This window comes from Desulfotomaculum sp. OF05-3 (assembly GCF_003435535.1).
In the GTDB taxonomy this organism is placed as follows: Bacteria; Bacillota; Clostridia; order Lachnospirales; family Lachnospiraceae; genus Pilosibacter; species Pilosibacter fragilis.
Window position 1 is genome coordinate 80489 of sequence record NZ_QWGO01000002.1, and the last position, 26335, is coordinate 106823.

Genomic DNA, 26335 nt, shown 5'->3' on the forward strand with positions numbered 1-26335 from the left:
TTGTCAAATCAGCATTCCCATTGATATTTCTTGAGATCCACATGCATCGCGTCCTTCAGCTCTACGCCTTCCTGCCGTAGCAGAAATGCCTGTTCCGGCCAGCCGGGGACAAGGCGGCCGGAGTGGTTTACGACACGGTGGCAGGGGAAGTCTCCGTAGTTTGAGGCGTGGGAGAGGACCCGGGCCACGAGGCGGGAGTTTTTGTCCCTGCCGATGAGGCGGGCGATCTGGCCGTAGGTGGCGACGGTTCCCTCGGGAATCTCCCCGACTACGGACAGGACCTCGTATGCGAAATCTTCAGTAAAACGGGCGGATGGTGCCATGTTACTGCACCTCCTTCTGCTCCTCCCACATCTTCACCGGCATGCCGTTGACTTCCACGTTGTCCTCAACGGCAATTACAAGACAGCGGCGTCCACCGATGAACTTGGTTTCTACGAGATCGAGACGGTCCGGGTTGACCTTAATATCCACATCCGGTGTCTTCACGGCAAATTTTCCGGTTCCGGTGATCGCCGGAACGAGGATCGCGGTGTTCTCCCCAGCGGCTTCCTCGTAGACTTTATCGAAGTGCTCCAGGCGCTCCGGCTCCACGCCGCTCTTTTCCAAAAGATCTTTGACTTCCGGCTTTGTGAGCGTTAACGGAATCTCATCCTCTTTATGTTCCTCCGCAAGCTCCGTGAGATTCTCATGGATCTGGCGGACAGTCTCATAGTCGCACTCTTCGCCGAGAGTATCCGTCAGGATCTCCTGGAACGCCTCTTTCTGGGATTTGAAGGAGATCGGTGTCGGCGCGCCGAGGCAGGCATCAATGAACTCGGAGTGAAGCTCCTCCGGATTCTTGGAGAAATACAGGACACCATGGATATCGCTGCTGCGGTCATTGAAGGCTGGGAACAGGAATCCGGTCATCGGAGCCTGTACCCACCAGTCCCGGGGACGCTCCTCGATGGCGTTGGTCGCCTCATTGTAGGAGAGACCCGGCTCGGAGAGCTTTACCGGGCAGATGCAGCAGAGGACGTGGTTGTAGACTTCCTCGGATGCGTCGAACATTTCCTCATTGTCGGACGCCTTTCCCGGTACATCGTAGGCGCTGTGGATCAGGATAATATAGTAGTTTTCACCATATTCGTAATTTTCGATTACCTTATTATAAAAGGTATCCACGGTCTCATCGGCGGCGAGCTTTTCGTCGCGGAGCTTCATGAGAAGCTCGTGGGCGCTGTCCGGACCCTCGTCATGGATGGAGTACTCCAGGTTGTGGAGGTTCTTTCCGATTCCGCCGGACAGGGATTTCTTGAAGATCTCATAATATTTGAAGATCTCTTCCTCGGACAGGGCGAAGAACGCCTCCTTTAAGGTCGTTTTGATCTGCTTTTCGGCATCAACGTAGCATCCGCAGATGCGGGTGATGGCGTTGTTGTCCTTCTTAAACTGTTTCTTAATTTCTGAAATTTCACGTTTATTCATAATATGTATCCTTTTCAAACAAATCCCAGCCATAAAGTATCATCCGTTTAGCTGTAAAAGCAATAGAAAATGAAAGTATGGCTGGATAGAAAATCATGTTACAGTTCAGCCATGCGCTGGTTTGAATGAGAAAGTGTGTTGCAAGCTTGCTTGCATAAGCACTTTTTCATCCAAATCAGCATATGGTGGAACCACCAAGCTTCTTGTTTTCATGAATATGAAAACAAGAAGATGTAATGGCTGAACTGTAACAAAATCATTAATGATCAATAGAGCTTGATTGACAGTGCTGCGTTACTGCTGTGCTTAGCACTGGAAAATGCCAGCCAGCAAAAATAAATAGCAGTGGAGACATCTACTTATTTAAAATTTTTTCCGCATAATACATCGCCGCCACATGCACCGCCTGCACGAGTCCGCCTTCCGCCATCAGCTTTTTCGTCTCCTCGGCAGACATCACAACGATCTCCAGGTCCTCGGTGGCGTCCAGATGCTGGCTGCTGACTTTTTTGCAGTCCCTGATCAGATAACAGTGGGCAAAATTGCTGATACACGCCGCGTTCGGCGCGACCTTGCAGAGAAATACCGGCTCACTTCCGGCATAGCCGGTCTCCTCGAAGAGTTCCCTTGCAGCCCCGGCTGCGGGATTCGCATCTGTCGGCTCCATGCATCCGGCAGGAAGCTCCAAAAGGATCTGTCTCGTTCCATGGCGGTACTGGCGCACGAAAACGAAGTCCCCGTCAACGGTGACGGCGACCACGACAACAAAATCCGGCACATCATTTACATAAAACGGAGAGATCTTCGTGCCATCCGGCAGTGCGCAGTCATCGGCGTGAAGATCGATCCAGCGGTCCTTTACGATCGTCCTGGATCCGTTGCAGATCCACGGTTTAATAGACATAACCTTTTCCTCCTAAATCAGGACAAATATAACCTAAAATCCAGCCTGCGCAAGAGGACAGACCAATTTAACGAATTGCCGAACCGGCAAAATGCCCAGGCAGACAAAAGATGACGGAGAACAGAGTACCATACTGCGATCAGTCTCACTATAAAGCGATTAAACTTTCATCATCCGGCACATAAATATTTCCGCTGTAATAGCGTTTTCCCTCACTCTTATAAAGCCGTTCCCGACCGGCAACATTGCTGTCCTCCGTGTGCCAGAGTACGAGGTTCGGGATCCCCAGGGACTCCGCCAGTTCACAGGCATCCTTCACGGTGCTGTGGTGCTTCTCGTACGGCTTCCAGATATCCCGCTCCGCATAGAGGCAGAATGCCTCGTGGAGCAGCCAGTCGCTGCCGCGGACATACTTCTCACAGACCGGATTGTACGGTTCATCCCCGGCGCAGGTGAGCTTTCTTCCATTATTTAATGTCAGCGTGAATCCGAACTGTTTTAACTTCGTGGAGTGGATATCGAAGAATGTCACGTCGTAGCTTAAAATATGGCGGGTCTCGCCGTCCTTTACTTCCTCTAAATGGATCCGGTCGCCGATCATGTTGTAAAATTTATCCTGGATCGTCAGGCGGCAGAGCGTCCTGATCGTCTCGATAAGTTCTGAATGGCAGTAGATATAGGTATCTCCGACATACTGGTCCTTTTTCATCTTTGTGGCGATCATGCGGACCATCCAGACGATGCCTAAAACATGGTCCGTGTGGGCGTGGGTCACAAAAATGTGGTGGATGTGCTCTAACGGAACCTGCATGTTGTCCAGGATCTTTAAGATCCCGTTTCCGCCGCCGGCATCCACCATGAAATATTCATCCCCGTCTCTGAGGGCGAAGCATGTATTGTAAAGATTTGTGACCGTCGCGTTTCCGGTCCCAAAAACGTAGAGAAGTTCGCTGTTCATAAGAAAAATCTCCCTTCTGAAGAGTACATTGACTGCGCAGAATCTGCTTCCTGGGCAATCCAAAGTGGGTTACTGTACACGGGTAGGAATTTTCTGAACTGAAAATTCCGTACAATACAGTGGTGGTAGTGGATTTTGCCGATTCGGAATGCGAAGCATCGGCAAAATCAGTTACTGTTTGCGCAAAGCGTGAACAGTAACCAAAGTGAAGGTCCAGTCCCCGGTGTCATCCATTCTTTTGTTGAGTTTTGAATATGAATATGTTACTATAAAATAAATGGAAAAGCAATTCCCAGGCGGTTAAATTTTTAACCGGCAAGGCGGAAAGATCCGGCGAAAAACCCAGCAAAAATGCGGGAAAAACGGGACCAGGAACGGCAGGAGAAAATTTACGCGCCTGGAAAAACGCAGGGAGGAAAACAAAGACAATGAGAGATTTGGACTACTTGAAGCTGCTTGCAAAAGAGTATCCGACAGTGAAAGCGGCATCCAGTGAGATCATCAATCTGATGGCGATCCGCGGACTTCCGAAGGGAACCGAGTATTTCTTCAGTGACCTGCACGGCGAGTACGAAGCATTTATCCATCTGCTTCGCAGCGCATCCGGTATTATCCGTGAAAAAATATCGGAGACCTTCGGCTATGTGATCTCGGACGAGGAGGAGATCGCCTTAGCGAATCTGATCTACTATCCGGAACGGAACATCCGCCAGATCCAGAAAGAGGGAAAATTCACAGAGGACTGGCAGAGGATCACGATCTACCGCCTGGTGCGCATCTGTAAAGAAGTATCCTCGAAGTTTACACGATCGAAGGTGCGTAAAAAAATGCCACCGGCATTCGCATATATCATCGACGAACTTCTTCATGTGGACTACAACGATGACAACAAGAAAGTTTACTACGATGAGATCATTCACTCCATCATCGACATCGAGATGGGGGACCAGTTCATCAGGGCGCTCTGCAACCTGATCCAGAACCTGACTGTGGACAGTCTGCATATCATCGGCGATATCTTCGACCGTGGACCGCGCGCGGACATTATCATGGACGAGCTCATGCACTTCCACGATGTAGATATCCAGTGGGGCAACCACGATATCTCCTGGATGGGCGCAGCCACAGGTAATCTGGCCTGCATCTGTAATGTGCTCCGGATTGCGATCCGCTACAACGGATTTGACGTTCTTGAGGACGGTTACGGAATCAATCTCCGCCCGCTGTCCATGTTTGCGGCGAAGGTCTACCGGGATGACCCGTGTGAGCGGTTCCTTCCGAAGATCCTGGATGAAAATATCTATGATGCGGTAGACCCGGGACTTGCGGCGAAGATGCACAAGGCGATCACAGTGATCCAGTTTAAGGTGGAAGGCCAGATCACGAAGCGCCACCCGGATTACCAGATCAACGACCGGATCCATCTGGAACATATCAACTTTGAAAAAGGAACCGTAAATATCCACGGAAAAGACTACAAGATGCTGGATATGAACTTCCCGACGATCGACCCGAAGGACCCGTTAAAGCTCACGAAGGAAGAGCAGGAACTGATCAACAGCCTGGCACTTTCCTTCCATCACAGCGAGACGCTTCACCGCCATATCCGTTTCGTGTATTCCCACGGCGCGATGTACAAGCGGTGCAACTCGAACCTTTTATATCACGGCTGTATCCCGATGAAAGAGGATGGAACCTTCGAGGAGCTGAAGCTCAAGGGGATCATCTACTCCGGAAAACGTCTGCTTGACTATATCGAGGATGCGGTGAAGATGGCATACTTCCTGCCGGATGATGATCCGACGAAGGACTGGTACCGTGATTTTATGTGGTATTTATGGTGCGGTCCGAAGTCTCCGGTATACGGAAAAGACAATATGGCGACCTTTGAGAATTACTTTGTCGCTGACAAGGCAGCCGCGAAAGAAAACATGAACCCGTATTATAAATTGTGCGAAAAAGAGGAATTCTGTAATAAGATCCTCAAGGAATTCGGACTCCCGATCGAAGGCTCCCACATTATCAACGGCCATGTCCCGGTAAAATTAAAGGACGGCGAGAGTCCGATCAAGGGAAATGGAAAGCTCTTCGTCATTGACGGCGGACTTTCGAAGTCTTACCAGCCTAAGACGGGAATTGCGGGCTACACCCTGATCTTCAATTCCCACCACCTCGCCCTGGCGGAGCACAAGCCTTTTGACCGGAACCATGAAAACACGCCGAAAGTCATGATCGTAGAGAAGATGAAAAAGCGTGTGATGGTTGCGGACACGGATACAGGAAAAGAGCTTGCGGCGAAGATCGCGGACCTCAAGGAGCTCGTGGCAGTGTACCGCGGCGGCATCATTAAAGAAAAACTGGAGTAAAATTACATGAACAAGGACGAATTTTTAAGACGCCTGGAGGAAGCACTCTCGGGTGAGGTCCCGGCGTCGGTCATCCGCGACAACCTGAATTATTACGCGGATTATCTTTCCCAGGAGTTGGGAAAAGGCCGTACCATGGATGAAATTATTGAGGAGATCGGCGAGCCGAATATCGTGGCCCGAACGATCATCGATTCCGCTGAGGCGGCGGGAGAGACCGGAGACGGTTACGGAAGTTTTGAGGACGCGTCCCCGCGGGGCGATGACAGAAGAAGCACTTACAGCCAGGAAAGTTATCAGAACGGCTCCACGCCGAATATCCATTATTTCGATCTGAATAAGTGGTACTGGAAATTAGCCCTTGTTGTGCTCCTGTTCCTTGTGATCTCTGTTGTGTTCAGCATTATGGGCGGCGTGTTCTATCTTCTGATCCGGTTCTCTGGACCGATCTTAATGTGCCTTATTATTTATTGGCTTGTTAAGAACTTCCGTGGCAGGTAATAAAACAGATATTAAGAAGAAATGAACAGGCGACCGTGAATGCGAGCTGCAGATACAGGCACAGAAAATGGCGGATCAGTTCATGGATTTAAAGACGAAAATGTCCGAAAAACCCTGATTTTACTGAAAAAATCAACAGATTACAGGATGTTACAATTGAAATAAGTTATGTAAACATGTGCGGCGCTCTCTGCGGGGGAACGCCGCATTTTTGCCACATTTTTGGCGGTTTTTGCCTAAATTATTAAGAGTTTATGAATTCCTTCATATGTATTGACAAAAGTGGCTGTGAGAAATATAATTTGTTCGTAACAAGATTTAACATATTTGTAACAAACATTACAAATCATTAAAGCTTAAGATAAGAGGACATCAATGACAAAAAAACTTTTCAGAACTTTAAAAATCACCTGCTTATGTATGGCCTTAACGGCAGCCCTTCCGATCGTTTCCTTCGCGGACGAGACAACGGCAGCTGTAAAAGAGGACAAGATGGTCGTAAGAATCATCCACCTCGATGAAAACGGAAACCTGTTGGAAGAGGACAAGCAGACAGCGACAGAAGAAACAGAGAGTTCTGAAGAGACGACAGATAAAGAAGAAGCAAATGCTGATGAGGCAGACTCCGATGAGGAGGAAGCGGCTGAGGCAGAAGCCGACGAGGCAGAGGCAGAACTTGAGGCAGCTATCGAAGTTGAGAATGATCTCCGTTCCGAAATTGTTACATATGCGCTCCAGTTCGTAGGAAACCGCTACAAATACGGCGGAACAAACCCGAATACTGGTGTTGACTGTTCTGGATTTACCTCCTATGTAATGCGTCACGCAGCAGAAGTTGAACTTCCGCATTCTTCCGGCGGACAGTCTCGTATGGGCCGCCAGGTAAGCAGCTCCGAGATGCGCCCGGGCGATATTATCTGCTACGGATCCGGAAAGAGGATCAACCATGTTGCTCTCTACATCGGAAACGGACAGATCGTACATGCCTCCACAGAGAGAACCGGAATCAAGGTTTCCAGATGGAACTACCGCACACCGGTGAGAATCGTAAATGTACTTGGCGATTAACCTGAAAATTGGATAAAGGATAAAAAGGATTAAAAAAGTGCTCTTTACAGCAGATCGTTAGGATTGCTGCAGAGAGCATTTTTTTACTGCGATGCATTCGAAAGAGGTCGTCAGCAGCAGATTTATACTATCTTCTCTGACGGTTCCCAGCATGAAGAATAAGCTTAAACACTCCTGCCTGTTCCAAGGTTTTCGCCACGAGGAAGAAGATCAGGGAGTCCACCGGCCACTGGATCAGGTTCTTGATGGCGCGGGCTGGCAGAATTGCTAAAAATCCCTTTCCGTTTAAGAGCGTCAACCAGTAAGTGCCGAGGACGATGTTGCAGAGAACGATCACCACGAGCTTTGCCGTGAGGATCCGCGGCAGGGAAAGGTTCTTTTTATAGAAGAACAGGCCGTAGATAAACGCCGCAAGCATCGCGTTGAACGTAAAGCCCGGCATAAATCCGCCGTCCGGCTTTAACATAAACTTGATCACATCCATAGCGCCGCCGAATAATCCGCCGACGACCGGGCCGAACAGATAATCCACCAGCATATTTGGGATCGAACCGAAGCCGATCTTTAAGTTTGGTGTGATCTTAAAAGAGTAGTATCCAAGTACAACGGACAGCGCGCCGAACATGGCACAGGTAGTGATAGTGGTGACCTTCTTGAATTCACGGGATGATTCAAAAATCCTGGAAAAGAGGTCGTTCGAGCTTTTTTGCATAAAAAATACCTCCTTTGCAGATTCTCGGACCACAACAGGAGATAATAGACGGAGCTATCTTCTGATGCAGCGGGATGCGATATGTGCACCGCGGGAAATTCCCTTCGTCCTGCCAGCAACTCCCTGTCTGGCGGGCACTTGACGCGCACACGTCTACTCTGCATGTTTGTTTGATTTTCAGGGCGGTCAGCGCCCCTGATGCAATTACAGTATCATGAATGGTGCGGAATGTAAAGGGTGAAATAAGGAAAAAACGGAAGAAAGGCGAAAATCAGACGGAACATGTACCCGGAAAACGCAGGTGGGTCGAAACGATACGGCCGAAAAGCTTTTTTGACGAAAGAATGTGGAAAAAATTTACGTAATTTCGGTGTTTTGATATATATACTTTTTGAAAACACTGATTTATAATACAGCAAGTTCGTTTGAAACATGTAGACCATGGGAAACGTATGTCAGAGAGTCAGGAAGATTCAACCGGAACCATGATTTACAGAACATAAAAACTGAGTAAAATGACACAGGAGAGTTACATATGCAGAAAAGTGAGGTAAAGGATCTGACAGTCGGATCGCCAATGAAGCTGATCTTAAGCTTTGCAGTTCCGATGCTGCTGGGATTTCTTTTTCAGCAGTTTTATAACATGGTAGACACGATCATTGTCGGAAAATGCCTGGGGGTATCGTCCCTGGCGGCAGTTGGTTCGACGGGTTCCATCAACTTTATGATCATCGGTTTCTGTACCGGTGCCTGCAGCGGATTTGCGATCCCGGTGGCGCAGAAGTTCGGCGCGGGTGATTATACGGGAATGAGGAAGTTCGTGGCGAACGCCGGATGGCTCTCAGCGGTGTTTGCGGTGGTCATGACGACGATCGTCGGACTGCTCTGCATGAACATTTTACAGTGGATGAATACGCCGGAGGACATTATCCAGGGCGCCTATGATTACATTTTTGTGATCTTCCTTGGAATCCCGGTCACATACCTCTATAACATGCTGGCGGGCATCATCCGAAGTCTGGGCGACAGCAAGACACCGGTCTACTTCCTGCTCCTGTCCTCCCTCATGAACATCGGTCTCGACTTTTTTACGATCCTGGTCCTTGGCATGGGCGTTGGCGGACCGGCTCTGGCGACGGTCATCTCCCAGGGAATCTCCGCGGTACTGTGCCTGATCTACATGATCAGGCATTACCCGATCCTTCATATGAAAAACGGCGAGTGGAAGCCAGACGGAAGAATGCTCGGCACCCTCTGCAGTATGGGAATCCCTATGGGACTCCAGTATTCCATCACGGCCATCGGCAGCGTTGTGCTCCAGACTGCGGTAAACTCCTTAGGTTCCATGGCGGTTGCGGCGGTATCCACAGGAAGCAAGGTCAGCATGTTCTTCTGCTGTCCGTTTGACGCACTGGGTGGAACCATGGCGACTTACGCGGGACAGAACGTGGGTGCGAAGAAGCTTGACCGCGTGAAAGAGGGACTAAAGGCGGCGAGTCTGATCGGAATCATTTACTCTGTGATCGCATTTGTGATCCTGTTCTTCGGTGGAAAGTATATCGCGCTGCTCTTCATGGACGCGGACCAGACGGAGATCATCGGGCGCGTGGCGATGTTCCTTATCGGAAACAGCATGTTCTACATACCGCTTACCTTTGTTAATGTGGTGCGTTTTACGATCCAGGGAATGGGATTCTCCACATTCGCGATCCTCGCGGGTGTCTGCGAGATGGCGGCGCGATCTCTCGTGGGCTTCTGCCTCGTTCCGGTATTCGGCTTCCTTCCGGCATGCTTTGCAAGCCCGTTAGCGTGGATCTTCGCGGATGCTTTCCTGATCCCGGCGTTCTTCCACTGTATGAAAAAATTAAAAGTTCTTTTCGGGGAAGCTGCATAATCGTTCGGGAACGGACCATACTAGAGGATGCAGCGGCGGAAAATGTCCGCGGCTTGAAAACCACTCTAGGAGGTACGAAAAAATGGCAAGAAACAGCTATGATATGGACGACAACATGAAGAGCAGCGAGTCTGAGACCTACGATAAGACAAAGAATCAGAGCAGAAACAGCCAGAACCGTTCTGAAAACAGCAGCCAGAATCGCACAAGAAACAGTTCCAGGGACTCTATGGATAATGGCAGAAACTGCAAGAGATAAAAAGATGCGGATGTGAAGACAGCACACATTCGCAGAATATGATGAAAGCGGCGGCAGGAGCAGAACCTGCCGCTGTTTTTATGTAACAGGGAATTCCTGGGAATTCCCTGTTACATAAAAAGGCACTAACACGCCAAAGATGCGCACTCGCGCGAGGATGCAGATTGTCGCAAGCGACCGCGCGAGGTGCGAGAATGTGCCAAGGCACATTTTTTGTGTAATAGTGTACATAGAACCTGTCCGGACCGCCCGGCATACCTTACATTAAGGATATGTTTCAGGAGAAGGTATATGTTTCGGACGATTTCGGTGCAGCAGTTGGAGTATCTTCTGGACGGGGAGCGGACATTCACCTTGTTGGATGTGCGGGAGCAGAGGGAATATGAGGCAGGACATCTCCTGGGGGCTGTGAACCTGCCTTATGAGCGGCTGGATGAAGTGGAGGCGGAGATTCCGAAAGACCGCCCTGTGGTCATCTACTGCGCCTACGGGGGCCAGAGCCTGCTTGCGGCGAGGAAGCTTGCAGGGTGCGGGTATGACGCGGTGAATGCACTTGGGGGACTTCATTATTATAGAGGGAAGTATTATGTGAGATGTAAAGAGTAGCACATTCTTGCACCGAACGCGGTTATCAGTGATAAGCTGCATCCGGGAGCCAGGCTTATTGTATAAGCAGTTCGGAAAAAATGCGGAATGTAGGTCTGTTTTGAGGTTCGGCAGGGATTGACAGGGACGCTGCAAACCCTTAAAATTAAATGGAATATGACCATTTGGCGTAAGTCATGGATGGCGTGAAACTATGAAAATACAGTAACTGCTAAGATACCAGGCAGTTACATGACACATCAGAACGGAGAAAATCAGATTGAATACATTTGAATTAATCGTCCCATGCCATTTCGGCCTGGAGGCAGTCATGAAAAAGGAGATCCTGGATCTCGGATATGAGGTCAGCCAGGTGGAGGATGGCCGTGTGACGTTTATCGGCGATGCGGAGGCGATCTGCCGCGCCAATATTTTCCTCAGAACGACAGAGCGCGTGCTCTTAAAAGTCGGCAGCTTCCACGCGGAGACCTTCGAGGATCTGTTCCAGGGAACCCGCGCGATCCCGTGGGAGGAATATCTCCCGAAGGACGCGAAATTCTGGGTCGCAAAGGCGTCCTCCATCAAGAGTAAGCTTTTCAGCCCGTCTGACATCCAGTCCATCATGAAAAAAGCCATGGTGGAGCGGATGAAAAAGGCGTACGGGATCGAGTGGTTCCCGGAAAACGGCGCGAGCTTCCCGCTCCGTGTCTTCCTTCACAAGGACACGGTGACAGTGGCTCTCGACACCACCGGTGAGTCCCTGCATAAGCGCGGCTACCGCACACTGACGAGTAAAGCACCGATCACGGAGACGCTGGCGGCGGCGCTCATCATGCTGACCCCGTGGAAGAGCGACCGGATCCTCGTGGACCCGTTCTGCGGAAGCGGCACCTTCCCCATCGAGGCGGCGATGATCGCGGCAAATATGGCACCGGGAATGAATCGTGAGTTCCTGTCCGAGGACTGGAAGCACCTGATCCCCAGAAAATGCTGGTATGACGCCATGGACGAGGCGAACGATCTCGTGGACCTCTCCGTCCAGACGGATATTCAAGGATATGATATCGACGGTGATATCGTCCGTGCGGCGAGAGCGAACGCGAAGGCAGCAGGAGTCGATGAGCTGATCCATTTCCAGCAGAGATCCGTCAGCGACCTGAGCCACCCGAAAAAGTACGGCTTCCTGATCACGAACCCGCCGTACGGTGAGCGAATTGAAGATAAAAAGAATCTGCCGGAGTTATATAAGACCATCGGCGAGCGCTTCGCGGAGCTGGACTCCTGGTCTGCCTATATCATTACGGCTTACGAAGACACCGAGCGGTATTTCGGCCGCAAGGCGGATAAGAATCGGAAGATCTACAATGGTATGATGAAGACCTACTTCTACCAGTTCTTAGGACCGAAACCGCCGAGAAAGCGTGAGGACAGAAGAGAAGAGAGATAACAGACCGGCAGCAGACACATAGAGATGACAAAAAAGCCGATTGCAGGCAGAAACGCAGGTAAGCGGATATGAGAAGTCGAAGAAGAAAAGGGCGCAGAAACAGAGACGGCCTGTGGATCTGTGGGATCGCGGTGCTGGCAGCCGGGGCTGTCTTTACAGCGAGGACAGAGATCCTGGATCTGGTAACCACAGAGATCGCCTTTGTGCTGGATCCGAAACAGGAAGGCGGAGAGAAAGAATCTGACCAGGATATTGCGGAGCGTGTGGAAAGCACGGACGGGGGTAAGGAAACGCTGACAGATGGCGGCGTGGATCTGGCAGAAACAGATGAAGCGGGAGCTGATCCTGACCAGAAGAATACAGATGCAGGAACGGAGGCTTCCGGCAGCGGAAATTCGGATCCGGAAGCCATAGAACTCCCCTCATCCTATGACATCCGTGAGCATCGAACTGTCTCCGTCTCCGACCAGGGAGATCTTGGCACATGCTGGGCGTTCGCGGCGTTAAAGGCGGTGGAGACCTCTATGCCGGAGTCCATGGCGGTGCCGCTCTCGGCGGACCACATGTCGATCCACAACAGTTTTGGGATCAGTCAGAATTCCGGCGGCGATTACAGTATGGCGATGGCGTATCTTTTAGCCTGGCAGGGACCTGTCTCCGAGGAGGATGATCCCTATGGGGACAGCACTTCGCCGGACGACCTTGCACCTGTCTGCCACGTCCAGGAGATCCGGATCCTGCCGGAACGGAATTACGACGCGGTAAAACGGGCGGTGTATTTATATGGCGGTGTCCAGACGTCCCTCTACCTCCCGTCAGAAAACCGGGTGAGTGATGAGGATGTCTGCTACAAAGGCAGCGAAGAACCGAACCATGACGCGGTGATCATCGGATGGGATGACAATTATCCGAAAGAAAAATTTGCATCGAACCCGGAATCGGACGGAGCGTTCCTCTGCGTGAACAGCTGGGGAGAGAACTTCGGAGACGGCGGCTTTTTCCATGTGTCCTACGAGGACAGCTGGATCGCGGAGAGCGGAATCTCCTCCTGCGGCATCGGACCGGCGGACAATTTCGACAGGAATTACCAGAGCGACCTCTGCGGCTGGACCGGGCAGATGGGATTCGGCGAGCCGGAGGCCTGGATGGCGAACGCGTATACAGCGGAGTCAGACGAGACGCTGGAGGCGGTGGGCTTCTACGCTACGGCACCGGACACGGAGTATGAAGTGTATGTGTTTGACGGGGACAGCTTCCGTGAACATGTGGAAAATAATGTGAAATTCCAGACGGACAGTGGAAAAGTCCTGGCATCCGGGACACTGCTGGATACGGGATTTTATACAGTGAACCTGGCAAAGTCCCAGGAACTGGATGCAGGCGAAATGTTCGTTGTGGCGGTAAGGATCCGCACGCCTGGGACGACGCAGCCGGTGGCGGTGGAGTATGCTGGGGGCGGACGGACCGGAAATATTGACATAGGCGACGGCGAGGGGTATATTAGTTTCGACGGCTCTTTGTGGGAACGGACGGAGACATCCAAGAGATGCAACGTGTGCCTGAAGGCCTACAGCCGGAAAATTGGAAAGTGAGAGATACATGGAACATAAAATTGTTTTTGCAACATCAAATGCCGGAAAAATGCGGGAGATCCGCGAGATTTTAAAAGACCTCGGGGCGGAGATCCTGTCCATGAAGGAAGCCGGTGTGGATATTGATATTGTTGAGGATGGAGATACATTCGCGGCAAATGCGTTAATTAAGGCAAAAGCCGTGTGGGAGAAGACAGGCGGGATCGTTCTGGCAGATGACTCCGGTCTTGTGATCGATGCGTTGAACGGGGAGCCGGGCGTTTACTCCGCGCGCTACATGGGAGAGAAGACTTCCTATGAAATTAAAAACTGGAACCTGATCCACCGCCTTGATGGTGTTCCGGAGAAAAAGCGCACGGCGCGTTTCGTCTGCGTGATCGCGGCAGTTCTCCCGGATGGAAGAACCCTGACAGCGGAGGGAACCATGGAGGGTGTGATCGCCCATGAACCGGCTGGCGCAGGCGGATTCGGCTATGACCCGATCCTGATGCTGCCGGAGTACGGAAAGACATCGGCGGAGATCACCATGGATGAGAAGAATGCCATCAGTCACCGCGGAAAAGCGCTTCGGGCGATGAAGAAACGTCTTGCAGAAGAGATCGGAGAATAAAGTATGAAAATTCTGATCGTGAGCGATACCCACAGAAGAGATGGAAATCTCAGGGAAATTATTGAGAAACAGTCCCCGTTCGATATGCTGATCCACCTGGGCGATACCGAGGGCAGCGAGGCATATTTTAAGGAATGGGTAAATAATGATAACTGCGTGATCCGCGTGGTGCGCGGAAATAATGACTTCTTCTCCCAGACAGACAGGGAGAAGGAGATCTCGATCGGAAAATACCGGGCATTTCTGACCCATGGCCATATGTACGGCGTATCTTTCGAGCTGGAGACGATCAAGGAAGAGGCGAGAGCCAGAAAAGCCGATATCGTCATGTTCGGACATACCCACAAGCCGCATCTGGAGTACTGTGAGGACGGGCTTGTTGTATTGAACCCGGGAAGTCTCTCCTATCCGAGACAGGACGGAAGAAAGCCGTCCTACATGCTGATGGAGCTTGATCGGAACGGTGAGGCACATTATACGGTCTGTTATGTGGATCAGGACAGGGATATTCCGTCGGGACTTTACTAGGCGGGACCGGAAATAATTGGCACAAAACAGATAAAATCAGAAAGCAGTTTTCGAAGAATAAGTTCGGAACTGCTTTTTGTATGAAATCAGATAGCTGCCTGCGCAGAAAGTGCGTATGCAGCCAATTGTAGAAGAAATGCCGCCGGAACAGAGATAGTGGAGGATTCAGCCTCGAATAAAGCCTCGAATAAATAAAAAAAGTGGTTGACAATCCAACCTATCTACGGTATAATTTTAAACGCATTTAGTGAACTTTTGTTTTTAAATGCTTTGCGAAATCCCCGGGGTGTGGCTCAGCTTGGCTAGAGCGCCTGGTTTGGGACCAGGAAGTCGCAGGTTCGAATCCTGTCACCCCGATTTTTATCGAAAAAAAGATAAAAAACTTGTTGACAAATGAGTGAATATGAGATATAATCTACTGGTCAGCGAAAAAAGAAAAATTTTCCTGCGGGTGTAGTTCAATGGTAGAACACCAGCCTTCCAAGCTGGATACGTGGGTTCGATTCCCATCACCCGCTTTGCTTTTGCGAAAAAGCATAATGAGTCTGTAGCTCAGTTGGATAGAGCAACGGCCTTCTAAGCCGTGGGTCGGGGGTTCGAATCCCTTCAGGCTCATTTGAAATCAAGTGTGATTTCGAATTTTATATTATGGTGGGTATAGCGCAGCTGGTTAGCGCGCCAGATTGTGGCTCTGGAGGCCCAGGGTTCGAATCCCTGTATCCACCCGTATTTCCCTGGGAAGCAGTTCCCGGGGCTTTTTTGCATTTTACGAAAGGTTAGATGTGAAATTTGATCGTGAAGTGAAAGTGGAAACGCAGATCATTAACGGATATTATTTTACAGAGAGATATCCGGGAGATGAGAGTGTTGAGGTGACGAAGGAAGACCTGGACGTGTGCGCGGATGCGGTGGAACATTGTCGGGAAAGCATTCTGAAGATGATTCAGGAAATAGAAAATGAACTCAATGAAAATGAAGAAAGCTGAATTTCTATAATAGAAATTCAGCCTTTTTCCGCTGGGCCAGCGGGATTCGAACCCTCGAGTGCAGGAGTCAAAGTCCTGTGCCTTACCGCTTGGCGATGGCCCATTGCCATAACAATAGTATTCTATCATAAGACTGAAAAAAAAACAAGCAGAGGATTGGCGACTTGCCATCTGGTTCGCCATATGCTGATCTGGATAAGAAAGCGCATGGCAGAACTTTAACTATGGTTTGACAGGAAAGGAGTATAGCAATGACAGAGGAAAAAACAGCAGAGGTTGTGGAAAACACAGAAAAAAAAGGATCAGCCTGTTTAAAATCGAGAGGTGAGCTGGCGAGAGAATTGTTCCGGGAAGGTTACAACTGCTCTCAGGCGGTGACACTGGCGTTTGCGGATGAACTGGAGACGCGCGGAATCAGCAGAGAGATGGCGGCAGGCCTGGCGTCCTCGTTTGGCGGCGGCCTCGGAAGACTTCGGGAGGTATGTGGCTGTGTCAGCGGAATGGCACTGGTCTGTGGGGCTCTGGAAGGCTATACAGACCCGAAAGCGGCGGCGGAGAAGCAGGATCACTATAAAAGGATTCAGAAGCTTGTAACGACGTTTAAAGACGAGAACGGCAGCTATATCTGCAGGGAACTTTTATCGGGGATCAATTCGGATACAACTCCGGTTCCGGAGGCGAGAACGGAGAGCTACTATAAAAAGCGCCCATGTGCAGAGCTTGCAGCCTGTGCAGCGGATATTCTGGAGAGACACTTGGAAGAACTACAGAAATAGAATTGAATTTCCGATCTTGAGAAGAAAAGAACGCATCTCTGAGGTATCATTATGGCAACAAAAAATGACCCGCCGCAAAAGCGACGGGTCATTCTGCCGTTATATTTTACACAATAAGCTTTGTAAGCTGCTATACTCTGAATTAGAGGATTCCAGCCGGAAGAGCAACGCCTACGCCCGGTCCGAACGGAAGTCCGATCATCATCCAGATAACAACTACGATGATCCATGCGATCTGAAGAACGATGGACATCGGGATCATATTGGAGATCAGAGTACCGATCTTGAGATCCGGAACGTACTTTGTCTGAGCAACACTTAAGATCATCCAGATATATGCGGACATCGGTGTCCAGCAGTTGAACGGGGAGTCACCAATTCTGTAAAGTAACTGTGTGAAGCCCGGATGATAACCGAGGAGCATGAACATCGGAACGAAGATCGGAGCGAAAATAGCCCACTTCGCGGAACCGGAGGATACGAAGATGTTGACGAAGGAGCAGAGAAGGATGAAAGCTACACAGAGCGGAATGCCTGTGAAGCCAGCAGCCTCGAGTCCGTCAGCACCTGCGATCGCAAGGAGTGTACCAAGCTTTGTCCAGTTGAATAAGCCCTGGAACTGTCCACAGAAGAAGCAGAACAGAACGTAGGAACCCATACCGGCCATCTGCTTTGACATTGCCTTGTTGACATCAACAGCGTTCTTGAATGTGCCTGCAGTGAAGCCGTATGCAAGACCGCAGAGGCAGAACAGAACGAACAGGATCGGGATCAGGCCCTTTAAGAGCGGGGATCCGATAAACGCACCGTTCTCGCCGGAAAGAAGACCGGTGAAGAATCCGATTGCAATGATGATGATGTAGATGATCGCGGTAAGAGCTGCAGCATTAAGACCTTTCTTCTGCTGCGGAGTAACTTCTTCAAGTTTTGCTTCTCCGGCACCCTCGTATTTTCCGAAACGCGGCTCGATCATATGTACGGAACAGAATCCGATAACTGCTGCACAGAGGAAGGTGGAGAAGATCATGAAGAACCAGTTACAGGTCGGGTCAACCTGGAATGTTGTATCCGGGATGAATGCCTTGATCGCATCGTTTGTAAGACCCTGTAACAGAGTATCAGTACCGGCAACCATCAGGTTTGCTGTGAAACCGGCCTGAGCACCTGCGTAACCAACCATCATACCAACTACCGGGTGCTTGCCTACGCCCATGTAAACGATGGCAGCCATCGGCGGGATAACGACCATAGCGGTATCGGAAGCGATGTTACCAACGGTACCAACGAATGCGATTACGTACGGGATCATAGCTGCAGGAACGTTCTTTAAGGAACTGTTCAGCATGGAGATCAGCATTCCGGACTCCTCACAGAGACCAATACCGAGTGTCATGGTGATAACCAGACCTAACGGAGCGAAGCCTGTGAAGTTCTTTACCATGTTGCCTAAGATCCAGTCAACGCCGTCTTTGGAGAACAGGTTCGCAGATGTTACGACCTCTCCGGAAGCCGGGTTTGTAAGGGCAACGCCCATTACACTGAAGATGCAGCCGATGATGGCTGTGATAAGGAAGAGCCAGCAGAACAGAATCGCTGGCGGCGGCAATTTGTTACAAACTTTTTCGATACCATCAATCAGTTTGTCCACGCCGGTTTTCTTAGCGGTAGTGTTTTCACTCATTTGAAAAACCTCCTGTAAACTTAATTTACGGGACCTAAACCCCCGAGATCCCGCTTGCATGGATATTATACTATAAATGGTTCAAAAAAGCTATATGTTTTTTATAAAGTGTTTATAATTTTTATTTTTAGATTAGAAAACTGAAAAAAAAGCCGGAGATTTCGCCAAATGGAATGATAAATATTTGGTAAAAATGCACAAATCAGGAAATGGCGATTATGAGAAGATTATTGCGTTTATAGTGGTTTCATGTTAAGATAAAGTATCGTGCATGAAACGTGATGACAGATAATAAAGGAATCCTGCCTGACGGATTCAAAAAAGACTGTCAGTGGCAGCAAGTGCCAATGTGCGGTTAATTGAATACCTGGGAGGATATAATATGTTTGGTGGAAACTTTCAGACATGGAAACTTCATTCGGCGCAGGACTACTTTATGTTCTTTGCCTACATACTGGCCGGTGTGCTGGTGTTCTGGCTGATCGCGAAACACATGAACAAACAGCGGAACCACGAGAAGGCAGTGGAAAAGGTTTCCGGACGGCTGAAGAAGATCTGCGGAAAGCCCGGTGAGGTTTTAAAGAACGCGACTTTAAATCTGCCGGAAGGAAAAATGACGTTTGATGTGGTCCTTATGGATAAGAGAGGCGTTTACCTTGTAAGAACTTACGGCTGGGGAATTAAGATATACGGAACTCCGGACGGAGCAATGTGGCGGAGAGAGGACGCAAAGAGAAAAGAGGAGTTTGAAAATCCGCTTCTGGAGCTGAAAAAAGGCGCGGCGGAGATCACAAAGGTGATGGAAGAAAACGGAGTTCAGAGCCTGAAGGTGATGCCGATGGTCGTATTCGCGGACAACTTCCAGACTCCGGAGCTGTATCTCGGATATGGTTCTTTCTCCACAACGTATCAGGAATTAAAGAGCTGGTATAAAAAACAGTCGGGTGTAAAAGAAGTCCAGTACGATTACGATAAGGTTTCTTCTATTATAAAAGAACTTGCAAAATAGGAAAACGGAAGATGAATAAAACGGGCAGTTCCGGAATGGAGTTGCCCGTTTTTTGACAAATCTGTTATGTACTGCCGAAAGTTTTAAAGGATACCAACCGGAAGAGTGGAACCAACACCCGGTCCGATCGGAAGACCGATGAGATACCAGATGATGAAGAAGATCACCCAGATCACTTCAAGGATAACAGCGATCGGAAGAAGGTTGGAAATAAGAGTACCGATCTTTATATCCTTCATGTACTTTGTCTGTGCGGTTGCAAGAATCATCCAGATATACGCAGACATCGGAGTAACTGCGTTTGTCGGGGAATCGCCAAGTCTGTAAAGTAACTGTGTAAAGCCCGGATGGTAGCCAAGGAGCATGAACATCGGAACGAAGATCGGTGCGAAGATCGCCCATTTTGCGGAACCGGAGGACATGAAAATGTTTACACAGGTTACAACGAAGATAAAGCAGATGAATAACGGGATACCTGTGAAGCCTGCGGACTGAATAAGATCAGCACCGCCGATCGCAAGGAGTGTACCAAGCTTTGTCCAGTTGAATAAGCCCTGGAACTGTCCGCAGAAGAAACAGAAGGAAACGTAGGAGCCCATTGCTGCCATCTGCTTGTTCATTGCTTTACTGATGTCGCCGGATTTTTTGAATTTACCGGAAGCGAAGCCATATGCGATCGCACAAACGGAGAAGAATACAAACAGGATCGGGATCAGACCCTTTAAGAGCGGAGATCCAACGAAGGCACCGTTCTCAGCGGCTAACGGACCGGTAAAGAAGCCGATTACGAGGAGAATGATATACACGATGGCTGTGATTGCAGCGGCACGGAGTCCTTTGCTTTCTTCGCTTGTCAGCTTTTCAATCTTTTCATCAGTATTGCCTTCGTATTTTCCGAAACGCGGCTCTACAACCTTTGTACAAACAAAACCGATCACGATCGAGCAGAGGAATGTAGAAGCAATCATGAAGAACCAGTTACAGGTAACATCTACCTGGAAAGTTGTATCCGGTAAAAAGCCCTTGATTGCATCGTTTGTAAGCCCCTGAAGCAGGGAGTCGGTACCGGCAACCATCAAGTTTGCAGTAAAGCCGGCGTTCGCGCCTGCGTATCCACAGATCATACCAACGACCGGATGTTTTCCTGCACCGATATAGAGGAGCGCAGCAAGCGGAGGAACGATGATGTTTGCGGTATCGGAAGCAATATTTCCAATCGTACCGACGAATGCGATGAGGTACGGAATAAGAGCCGGAGGAACATCGCTCAGACATCCCTTTAAGAGGGACATTATCAGTCCGGACTCCTCACAGAGACCGATACCGAGTGTCATGGTGATTACCAGACCAAGCGGTGCGAAACCAGTAAAGTTCTTTACCATATTATTAAGGAACCAGTCAAGTCCGTCTGCCGAGAAGAAGTTCTGGGAAACAACGGCCTCTCCGGATGCCGGGTTGATCAGGCTTACACCGGCTACGGTTGCGATCGTACCGATGATCGCTGTGAAAAGGAAGAGCCAGCAGAACAGGATTACCGGATCGGGAAGTTTGTTACATACGTTTTCGACTACGGTCAATGCCTTGTCGAGCCAGGTCTGCTTTGTTGCAGTATTGGTGTTTTCGCTCATACAGAAACCTCCTGTGATAGTAAAAGTACGAAATAACTGAAAAAACAGGAAGATTTCCAGCAATTTCGCCGATGAAGTAAAAAGTTAATTCTTTGCTAAGAATGAAAAATATTAACTTTTTATAAAACGATTATATATCTTTTGTAAATAACTGTCCATACCTTTTTTATTTAGTCAAATGTTTTTACAGCTCATATTATTAATACAATTCAAATAAATTAGAAAATTCAGACAAAAACAAAATGGATCCAGAGAGATCCGGTCAGGAAACCGGATAAAGCTGAGGTATTTTCTTGCGGAGATGGCAGATCCATGTTAAGATGATTGAGTAAGATTTGCGATGCAGGGCCCGGAAAAGAGGTCTTTGCAGCAGGAAAAACAGGAGGGGTTAGCAGATGATTAACGAAAAGAGACTGCTCGACACATTCATTGGCTACGCGATGATCGACAGCGAGACAAAGAATGAGAAAGCGATGGGGGAAAAGTTAGTTGAGGATCTGAAGACACTCGGTCTGGAAGTAAAGACCGATAAGGCCGGAGAGGGGTTCGGATCCAACGGATTTAACGTATGCGCATATCTTCCGGGAACGATTCCGGGTGAGCCGACGATTATGTGTGCGCACATGGATACCGTGACTCCGGGTAACGGGATCAAACCGTTGATCGATGACGGAATTATCCATACAGACGGATCTACGATCCTTTCCGGTGATGACAAGTCCGGAATCGCGGCGATCATGGAGGCTGTCAAGGTGATCAAAGAGCAGAATCTTCCGTGCCGCAACACAGAGATCTTATTCACCATCGGTGAAGAGGGCGGAATGAACGGCGTTAAAAATATGGATCTGTCCATGATCAAAGGCAAAGAGGCAATGGTATTCGATGCCAGCGGTGATGTTGGAAAGATCTTAACCTGCGGACCTGGCCAGATCAAGATCTTCGCGACGATCATCGGACGTTCCTCCCATGCAGGACTTGCTCCGGAAGAGGGAATCAGTGCGATTCAGGTAGCGGCAAAGGGAATCGCAAAGATGAACCTGCTCCGCATTGATGAGGAGACGACCTGCAATATCGGTACCTTAAAGGCTGAGTACGCAACCAATATCGTTCCGGAAAAGGCTGAGTTCGTGGCAGAGGTGAGAAGCCGCAACCTCGATAAATTAAACGCGCAGGCTGCCCATATGCAGAAATGTTTACAGGATGCCTGTGACGAGATGGGCGCAAAGCTTGAGATCGAGTTAAAGACAAACTATGTAAGCTTCAATGTTGCGAACGACGATCCGATGGTACAGAGAGTGTTCGAGTCCTGCAAGCGCATCGGCTGCGAACCGATGACTGCAAAGGGCGGCGGCGGAAGCGACGCGAACGTAATGGCCCTTCACGGAATCAAGCCGATCGTTCTCTCTACCGGTATGACGAAGGTACATACTACGGGCGAGACGCTGAAGATCGAGAACCTCAATAAGTGCGCGGAGCTTGTTCTGGATCTGATGACACACTAATGAATAATAGAATAAGATTTGCGGAATATATAAAAAGAAGGCAAATAGATTACAGGGCAGCCGATAAAAGGGCTGCTCTGTTTTTTATGTAACAGGAAATTCCGAGGAATTTCCTGTTACATAAAAAGGCACTGACGTGCCAAAGATGCGCACTCGCGCGAAGATGTAGACTGTCGCAAGCGACCGCGCGAGGCGCGAGAATGTGCCAAGGCACATTCTTTTTTAGTTTAACAGGAGATTACGATGGAACGACCAGATAAAAAAGGCACTAACGTGCCCTAAGATGCGCATTCGCGTGAAGATGCAGATTGTAGCAAATACCTGTGCTGGGTGAGAGGACACGTCGATTGATTTTCAGACATGAAAAAACTCCGGTTCTGGCATACCGGAGTTTTTTCACACAAATACTAAAAAAGGGGGATGTATGAGTATCGAATATATGTCAATTCCGGATCCTTGTGGATCCGAGAATTATGTTTAGTCGAGTCCGGCATAAATGTGCGCGCATTTCATTTACCTGCCGGCCCCATTTTTATATATACCTGATCAGGCGCTACACGCCTCGTCTTTCGTTTTTATAAAACGCTTCGTGATGTTTTTGCTGATTGGTATCTTTTATGATACAAAGTATACAGGAAGAATGTGACGGAAGTATGGAGAAACTCTAAAAGGAAAATAAAATAAGTGGAGATTTTCTAACGAAAAAATAACCATTTCTTTAGAATTTGTTTATTGTCATGAAAAAGGAGCCGTGGTATAGTTCTGATGCAGTATAACAGGTGGCTGTATGCCGGAAAATCCCCTGAGTACCCGGGGAGATGTCTGCGGGGCAGATACCGGAAAAGCAGATGATTCCTGGAGCACATATAAAAGAAGAATCCGGGAGCACATATAAGATCAGAGGAGGAACTTTTAATCATGAAGAAACACGTTTTACTGTCGGCGGCGCTCTGCATGACAGCGGTGATGGCGACCGCATGCGGATCAAAACATACACAGACACAGGAAAACGCAGCAAAGACAACGACAGAAGCTGCCGATGCGGAAACGAAAGCGGCGGACACGACAAAACCGGATCTTTCCAATGTGGATCCGAAGATGGCGGAAGGTCCGGGAGCGTTCGAGACAGATGAGAGCTCTGAAGGTGTACAGGTGGAGGAGATCTCCGGTGAGGAGCTGGCGAAGCTCCAGAGTGAGGTGGCTGCAAAGCTTGAAAAAACGGATTACAAGTCTTACGCAAAGGAGCTTGTCGAGATCGTGAAGAATAAGGATATGGAAGGCCTTGCGGACCATATTGATTTTCCGGCGTTTATCTCCTGTGTGAAGACAAACGGCGGAATGGTGGATACAAAGGAAGATTTCATGAAACTGGACCCGGCGGAGATCTTTTCCGATGAGATGGAGGCAGCGATCGGAAAGGTGGATGTTGATACCCTTGAACCGGTTATGGCAGGAATCGTTCTGGGCGACGGTGTTCCGAATATCATCCTCGGCATTACCGTGGACGGAGAACTTGCGATCACAGGAATGAATTACTGAAAATCATGGGCGGACCGATGGATCCTCTACATAAGAAAATAAAGTCTGAAGAAAAAATGAAGGGACATGGAAGTAACTGTGTCTCTTTTTTCTATATATAAATATAGAAGAAATATGAATCAGATCTGGATTTACCCGGAAAATCATTCGGCGATTTTTGGACAATCATCCAACTGTGTCCAAATATAGCAAATTATTGACAAAAGAATTCATGAAATATCTGTAAAGTCGATGCGTAGAAATGGACAAATCCGCAAATATTTAGTATAATGGCGGTATGCGTTACGCGGTAAGTGAGGTGGGAGAAAATGCGTCAGAAAAAAAACGGACTTGAAAACCTGGTGCTGATCACCCAGCTCGGACTCAATGTTGTGACACCGGTCCTTATCTGTGTGCTTCTCGGAAGCTGGATCGATAAAAAGACCGGACTTCATACCGTTCTGATCTTCCTGATCCTGGGTGTTCTCTCGGGCGGCCTGAGTGCATATAAGATGGCGAAGCATATCATAGACAGAGAGAAAGAAGACGAAGACAGGGAAAAGAAAGAGCAGGTAAAGCAGTGGGAGAGCCGTTTCGGAACCGGAGACGGTGCTGACCGTCCCAAAAGATGGCGGTGACGGCCGAAGGGACGGCAAAGAAGACGGTACCCATAAACGAAAGCGGAATATGAAGCAGCAGTGAACTGTCCGGCAAAAGACAGCCTCGGTAGGGTAATTGAAAGGGTGGAACAATCGTGAGTGATAAGACAAAGAGACAGGTAGTGGGAATGAGCATCGGGATTCTGATCCATAATATGATCTTGCTTCTCATCTGCCTTATTTTTTTTCGAACCGTTCCGGTGATCGCCGGAGTGCTGATCGGAGCCGCGGCGGCGGAGGTACTGCTCATCAGTATCGCGAGATCCACGGAACTCTGTGTGGAATCGGCTGATGGGGCGTACAGCAGCAAAAAGATGGTGATCCATTCGCTGATCCGCAGCCTGTGCGCGGTAATACTGGTGTGCCTTTTATGGAAATTTACGACGATCAACCTTCTGGCAGTCGTTCTCGGCGCACTGGGCTTGAAGACCGGAGCTTATGTGTATCCGGTACTTCAGAAACGAACCGACCGTATGGCCTGAGCTTCAGGCTTGACGGATAGAGCCTTATACGCTGCTGTTGTGGAACAGACAGCAGTCTTTCAGGAGTCTTAAGGAAAGGAGGAAAAAGGATGAATGGTGGCAGTGGTGCTGATTTCATGATCCACGGGATCGTGAAATACCATCTCTTCGGTCATGAACTCTGGCTGACGACAACAACGGTCGGAATGACGATCGTTACGATCGTTCTGCTGATTCTGGTGATAGCCGCGAACCGTGCATTAAAACATGCGACGGATGTACCTGGAACATTCCAGAATATCATCGAATTCGGTATGGAAATGCTGGAAAATATGACCACAGGGATTCTTGGCAGTTCAGCGAACCGGTTTGCGAACTATATCGGAACAATTTTTCTGTTTATTCTGTTCTGCAACCTGAGTGGTCTGTTCGGCCTGAGAACGGTTACTGCCGACTTTGGTGTTACGTTCCTTCTTGGTCTGGTTACGTTTGCGATCGTACAGTACCAGGGAATCAAAAATCATGGTGTCGGACACTTTACGGGACTGTTTCAACCTCTCCCGGTGCTGTTCCCGATCAATCTGATCGGTGAATTTGCGAATCCGATCTCGATCTCCCTTCGTCTGTTCGCGAACATGCTGTCCGGAGTTATTATCATGGGTCTCTGGTACGGAATGATGCCGGTCTTATTAAAAATCGGTATTCCGGCCGCACTTCATGTGTATTGCGACCTGTTTTCCGGGTGCATCCAGACATACGTATTCTGCATGCTGACTATGGTCTATGTAAATGATAAACTGTAGGAACGCAGGGCGGAACAGGGAAGGCAGGACCCCATCGACGCAGTCGATCGGAAAGGATTTTGCCTGTAGCTGCGAATGACAGCTATAAAATTTTTTTACAGGAGGTTTTATCTATGAATATTACAGGACAGGATTTGATCCATGCTTGCTCAGCAATCGGCGCCGGTATCGCGATGATCGCCGGTATCGGACCTGGTGTCGGACAGGGTATCGCCGCTGGTTTCGGCGCATCTGCAGTCGGCCGCAACCCGGGCGCGAAATCTGATATCACATCGACCATGCTTCTTGGACAGGCCGTTGCCGAGACGACCGGTCTTTATGGTCTTGTTGTTGCCATTATCCTTATGTTCGTTAAGCCGTTCGGTTGATCCGGATATGGGAACAGAAAAAAACTTCCGGGTATGCGCGGAAGTTTGTA

26 protein-coding genes, 5 tRNA genes and 1 riboswitch are annotated in these 26335 nt (G+C 49.2%); of the genes, 23 read left to right on the plus strand and 8 right to left on the minus strand.

Annotated elements, in window-relative coordinates:
- Positions 1-8: 8 nt before the first annotated feature.
- The 4 genes from DXA87_RS01935 to DXA87_RS01950 form a co-directional block, all read right to left on the minus strand.
- Complete coding sequence (locus tag DXA87_RS01935; RefSeq protein ID WP_117503109.1) at positions 9-323, minus strand: MGMT family protein; 315 nt, start codon at positions 321-323, stop codon at positions 9-11.
- 1 nt (position 324) lies between these two features.
- Positions 325-1470, minus strand: coding sequence for a DUF4317 domain-containing protein (locus tag DXA87_RS01940; RefSeq protein ID WP_117503110.1), 1146 nt, complete (start codon positions 1468-1470; stop codon positions 325-327).
- 355 nt (positions 1471-1825) lie between these two features.
- Positions 1826-2374, minus strand: coding sequence for an NUDIX hydrolase (locus DXA87_RS01945; RefSeq protein WP_117503111.1), 549 nt, complete (start codon positions 2372-2374; stop codon positions 1826-1828).
- A 148-nt stretch (positions 2375-2522) separates the two neighbouring features.
- Positions 2523-3332 (minus strand): MBL fold metallo-hydrolase, encoded by an 810-nt coding sequence (locus DXA87_RS01950; RefSeq protein WP_117483505.1) that lies wholly within the window; start codon positions 3330-3332, stop codon positions 2523-2525.
- A 428-nt stretch (positions 3333-3760) separates the two neighbouring features.
- Here DXA87_RS01950 and DXA87_RS01955 point away from each other — a divergent pair, with 428 nt between their 5' ends.
- The 3 genes from DXA87_RS01955 to DXA87_RS01965 all read left to right on the plus strand — a co-directional run bounded on the left by DXA87_RS01955 (position 3761) and on the right by DXA87_RS01965 (position 7267).
- A complete protein-coding gene (locus tag DXA87_RS01955) occupies positions 3761-5698 on the plus strand; it encodes a fructose-1,6-bisphosphatase (RefSeq protein ID WP_117483504.1) in 1938 nt (645 codons plus the stop codon).
- Positions 5699-5704: 6 nt separating this feature from the next.
- Complete coding sequence (locus tag DXA87_RS01960) at positions 5705-6199, plus strand: DUF1700 domain-containing protein (RefSeq protein ID WP_117483503.1); 495 nt, start codon at positions 5705-5707, stop codon at positions 6197-6199.
- Between the two features lie 375 nt (positions 6200-6574).
- A complete protein-coding gene (locus DXA87_RS01965; protein ID WP_117483502.1) occupies positions 6575-7267 on the plus strand; it encodes a C40 family peptidase in 693 nt (230 codons plus the stop codon).
- 127 nt (positions 7268-7394) lie between these two features.
- Here DXA87_RS01965 and DXA87_RS01970 read toward each other — a convergent pair whose 3' ends face one another.
- Positions 7395-7979: a folate family ECF transporter S component gene (locus DXA87_RS01970; protein ID WP_117483501.1), complete on the minus strand. Its 585-nt coding sequence runs from the start codon at positions 7977-7979 to the stop codon at positions 7395-7397.
- A gap of 65 nt (positions 7980-8044) precedes the next feature.
- Positions 8045-8142: riboswitch (THF riboswitch) on the minus strand.
- Positions 8143-8514: 372 nt separating this feature from the next.
- Here DXA87_RS01970 and DXA87_RS01975 point away from each other — a divergent pair.
- The 12 genes from DXA87_RS01975 to DXA87_RS02025 all read left to right on the plus strand — a co-directional run bounded on the left by DXA87_RS01975 (position 8515) and on the right by DXA87_RS02025 (position 15880).
- Entirely contained in the window at positions 8515-9873 is a 1359-nt protein-coding gene (locus DXA87_RS01975) for an MATE family efflux transporter (protein ID WP_015553039.1), read from the plus strand.
- 82 nt (positions 9874-9955) lie between these two features.
- Complete coding sequence (locus tag DXA87_RS18090; RefSeq protein WP_015553040.1) at positions 9956-10132, plus strand: hypothetical protein; 177 nt, start codon at positions 9956-9958, stop codon at positions 10130-10132.
- Positions 10133-10423: 291 nt separating this feature from the next.
- Positions 10424-10738: a rhodanese-like domain-containing protein gene (locus tag DXA87_RS01980; RefSeq protein ID WP_015553041.1), complete on the plus strand. Its 315-nt coding sequence runs from the start codon at positions 10424-10426 to the stop codon at positions 10736-10738.
- 259 nt (positions 10739-10997) lie between these two features.
- Positions 10998-12164 (plus strand): class I SAM-dependent RNA methyltransferase, encoded by a 1167-nt coding sequence (locus DXA87_RS01985; protein WP_117469041.1) that lies wholly within the window; start codon positions 10998-11000, stop codon positions 12162-12164.
- A 68-nt stretch (positions 12165-12232) separates the two neighbouring features.
- Positions 12233-13756 carry a lectin like domain-containing protein gene (locus DXA87_RS01990; RefSeq protein WP_117503112.1) on the plus strand — a complete coding sequence of 508 codons (1524 nt, stop codon included), beginning with the start codon at positions 12233-12235 and terminating at the stop codon, positions 13754-13756.
- 7 nt (positions 13757-13763) lie between these two features.
- On the plus strand, positions 13764-14366 hold the full coding sequence (locus DXA87_RS01995; RefSeq protein WP_015553043.1) for an XTP/dITP diphosphatase: 603 nt from the start codon (positions 13764-13766) through the stop codon (positions 14364-14366).
- Positions 14367-14369: 3 nt separating this feature from the next.
- On the plus strand, positions 14370-14894 hold the full coding sequence (locus DXA87_RS02000) for a metallophosphoesterase (RefSeq protein ID WP_015553044.1): 525 nt from the start codon (positions 14370-14372) through the stop codon (positions 14892-14894).
- Positions 14895-15176: 282 nt separating this feature from the next.
- Positions 15177-15251, plus strand: a tRNA-Pro gene (locus DXA87_RS02005).
- A gap of 90 nt (positions 15252-15341) precedes the next feature.
- A tRNA-Gly gene (locus DXA87_RS02010) sits at positions 15342-15412 on the plus strand.
- A 23-nt stretch (positions 15413-15435) separates the two neighbouring features.
- Positions 15436-15509, plus strand: a tRNA-Arg gene (locus DXA87_RS02015).
- Between the two features lie 36 nt (positions 15510-15545).
- Positions 15546-15619, plus strand: a tRNA-His gene (locus tag DXA87_RS02020).
- 57 nt (positions 15620-15676) lie between these two features.
- Positions 15677-15880 carry a hypothetical protein gene (locus DXA87_RS02025; protein WP_117503113.1) on the plus strand — a complete coding sequence of 68 codons (204 nt, stop codon included), beginning with the start codon at positions 15677-15679 and terminating at the stop codon, positions 15878-15880.
- 31 nt (positions 15881-15911) lie between these two features.
- Here the strand turns inward: DXA87_RS02025 and DXA87_RS02030 are convergent.
- Positions 15912-15983 (minus strand) — tRNA-Gln (locus DXA87_RS02030).
- Between the two features lie 148 nt (positions 15984-16131).
- Between DXA87_RS02030 and DXA87_RS02035 the strand changes: the two genes are divergently transcribed.
- Entirely contained in the window at positions 16132-16656 is a 525-nt protein-coding gene (locus DXA87_RS02035) for a C-GCAxxG-C-C family protein (RefSeq protein ID WP_117503114.1), read from the plus strand.
- A 142-nt stretch (positions 16657-16798) separates the two neighbouring features.
- Here DXA87_RS02035 and DXA87_RS02040 read toward each other — a convergent pair whose 3' ends face one another.
- Positions 16799-18337, minus strand: coding sequence for an AbgT family transporter (locus DXA87_RS02040; protein ID WP_015553046.1), 1539 nt, complete (start codon positions 18335-18337; stop codon positions 16799-16801).
- A 382-nt stretch (positions 18338-18719) separates the two neighbouring features.
- Between DXA87_RS02040 and DXA87_RS02045 the strand changes: the two genes are divergently transcribed.
- Positions 18720-19346, plus strand: coding sequence for a nuclease-related domain-containing protein (locus DXA87_RS02045; protein ID WP_117503115.1), 627 nt, complete (start codon positions 18720-18722; stop codon positions 19344-19346).
- Positions 19347-19429: 83 nt separating this feature from the next.
- Here the strand turns inward: DXA87_RS02045 and DXA87_RS02050 are convergent, their stop codons facing one another.
- The gene (locus tag DXA87_RS02050) at positions 19430-20974 is read right to left on the minus strand and encodes an AbgT family transporter (protein WP_117469047.1); all 1545 of its coding nucleotides are present in this window, start codon (positions 20972-20974) and stop codon (positions 19430-19432) included.
- Between the two features lie 395 nt (positions 20975-21369).
- Here DXA87_RS02050 and DXA87_RS02055 point away from each other — a divergent pair, with 395 nt between their 5' ends.
- The 6 genes from DXA87_RS02055 (at position 21370) to atpE (ending at position 26285) form a co-directional block, all read left to right on the plus strand.
- Entirely contained in the window at positions 21370-22476 is a 1107-nt protein-coding gene (locus DXA87_RS02055) for a M20/M25/M40 family metallo-hydrolase (protein ID WP_117503116.1), read from the plus strand.
- A 918-nt stretch (positions 22477-23394) separates the two neighbouring features.
- Positions 23395-24015: a hypothetical protein gene (locus tag DXA87_RS02060; RefSeq protein WP_117483494.1), complete on the plus strand. Its 621-nt coding sequence runs from the start codon at positions 23395-23397 to the stop codon at positions 24013-24015.
- 308 nt (positions 24016-24323) lie between these two features.
- Positions 24324-24632, plus strand: a complete 309-nt coding sequence (locus tag DXA87_RS02065) for an AtpZ/AtpI family protein (RefSeq protein ID WP_117503117.1) — start codon at positions 24324-24326, stop codon at positions 24630-24632.
- A gap of 116 nt (positions 24633-24748) precedes the next feature.
- Positions 24749-25135, plus strand: coding sequence for a hypothetical protein (locus DXA87_RS02070; RefSeq protein ID WP_021904589.1), 387 nt, complete (start codon positions 24749-24751; stop codon positions 25133-25135).
- An 89-nt stretch (positions 25136-25224) separates the two neighbouring features.
- Complete coding sequence (gene atpB / locus DXA87_RS02075; RefSeq protein WP_117483492.1) at positions 25225-25917, plus strand: F0F1 ATP synthase subunit A; 693 nt, start codon at positions 25225-25227, stop codon at positions 25915-25917.
- Between the two features lie 113 nt (positions 25918-26030).
- A complete protein-coding gene (gene atpE, locus DXA87_RS02080) occupies positions 26031-26285 on the plus strand; it encodes an ATP synthase F0 subunit C (protein WP_015553054.1) in 255 nt (84 codons plus the stop codon).
- The last annotated feature ends 50 nt before the right edge of the window (positions 26286-26335 follow it).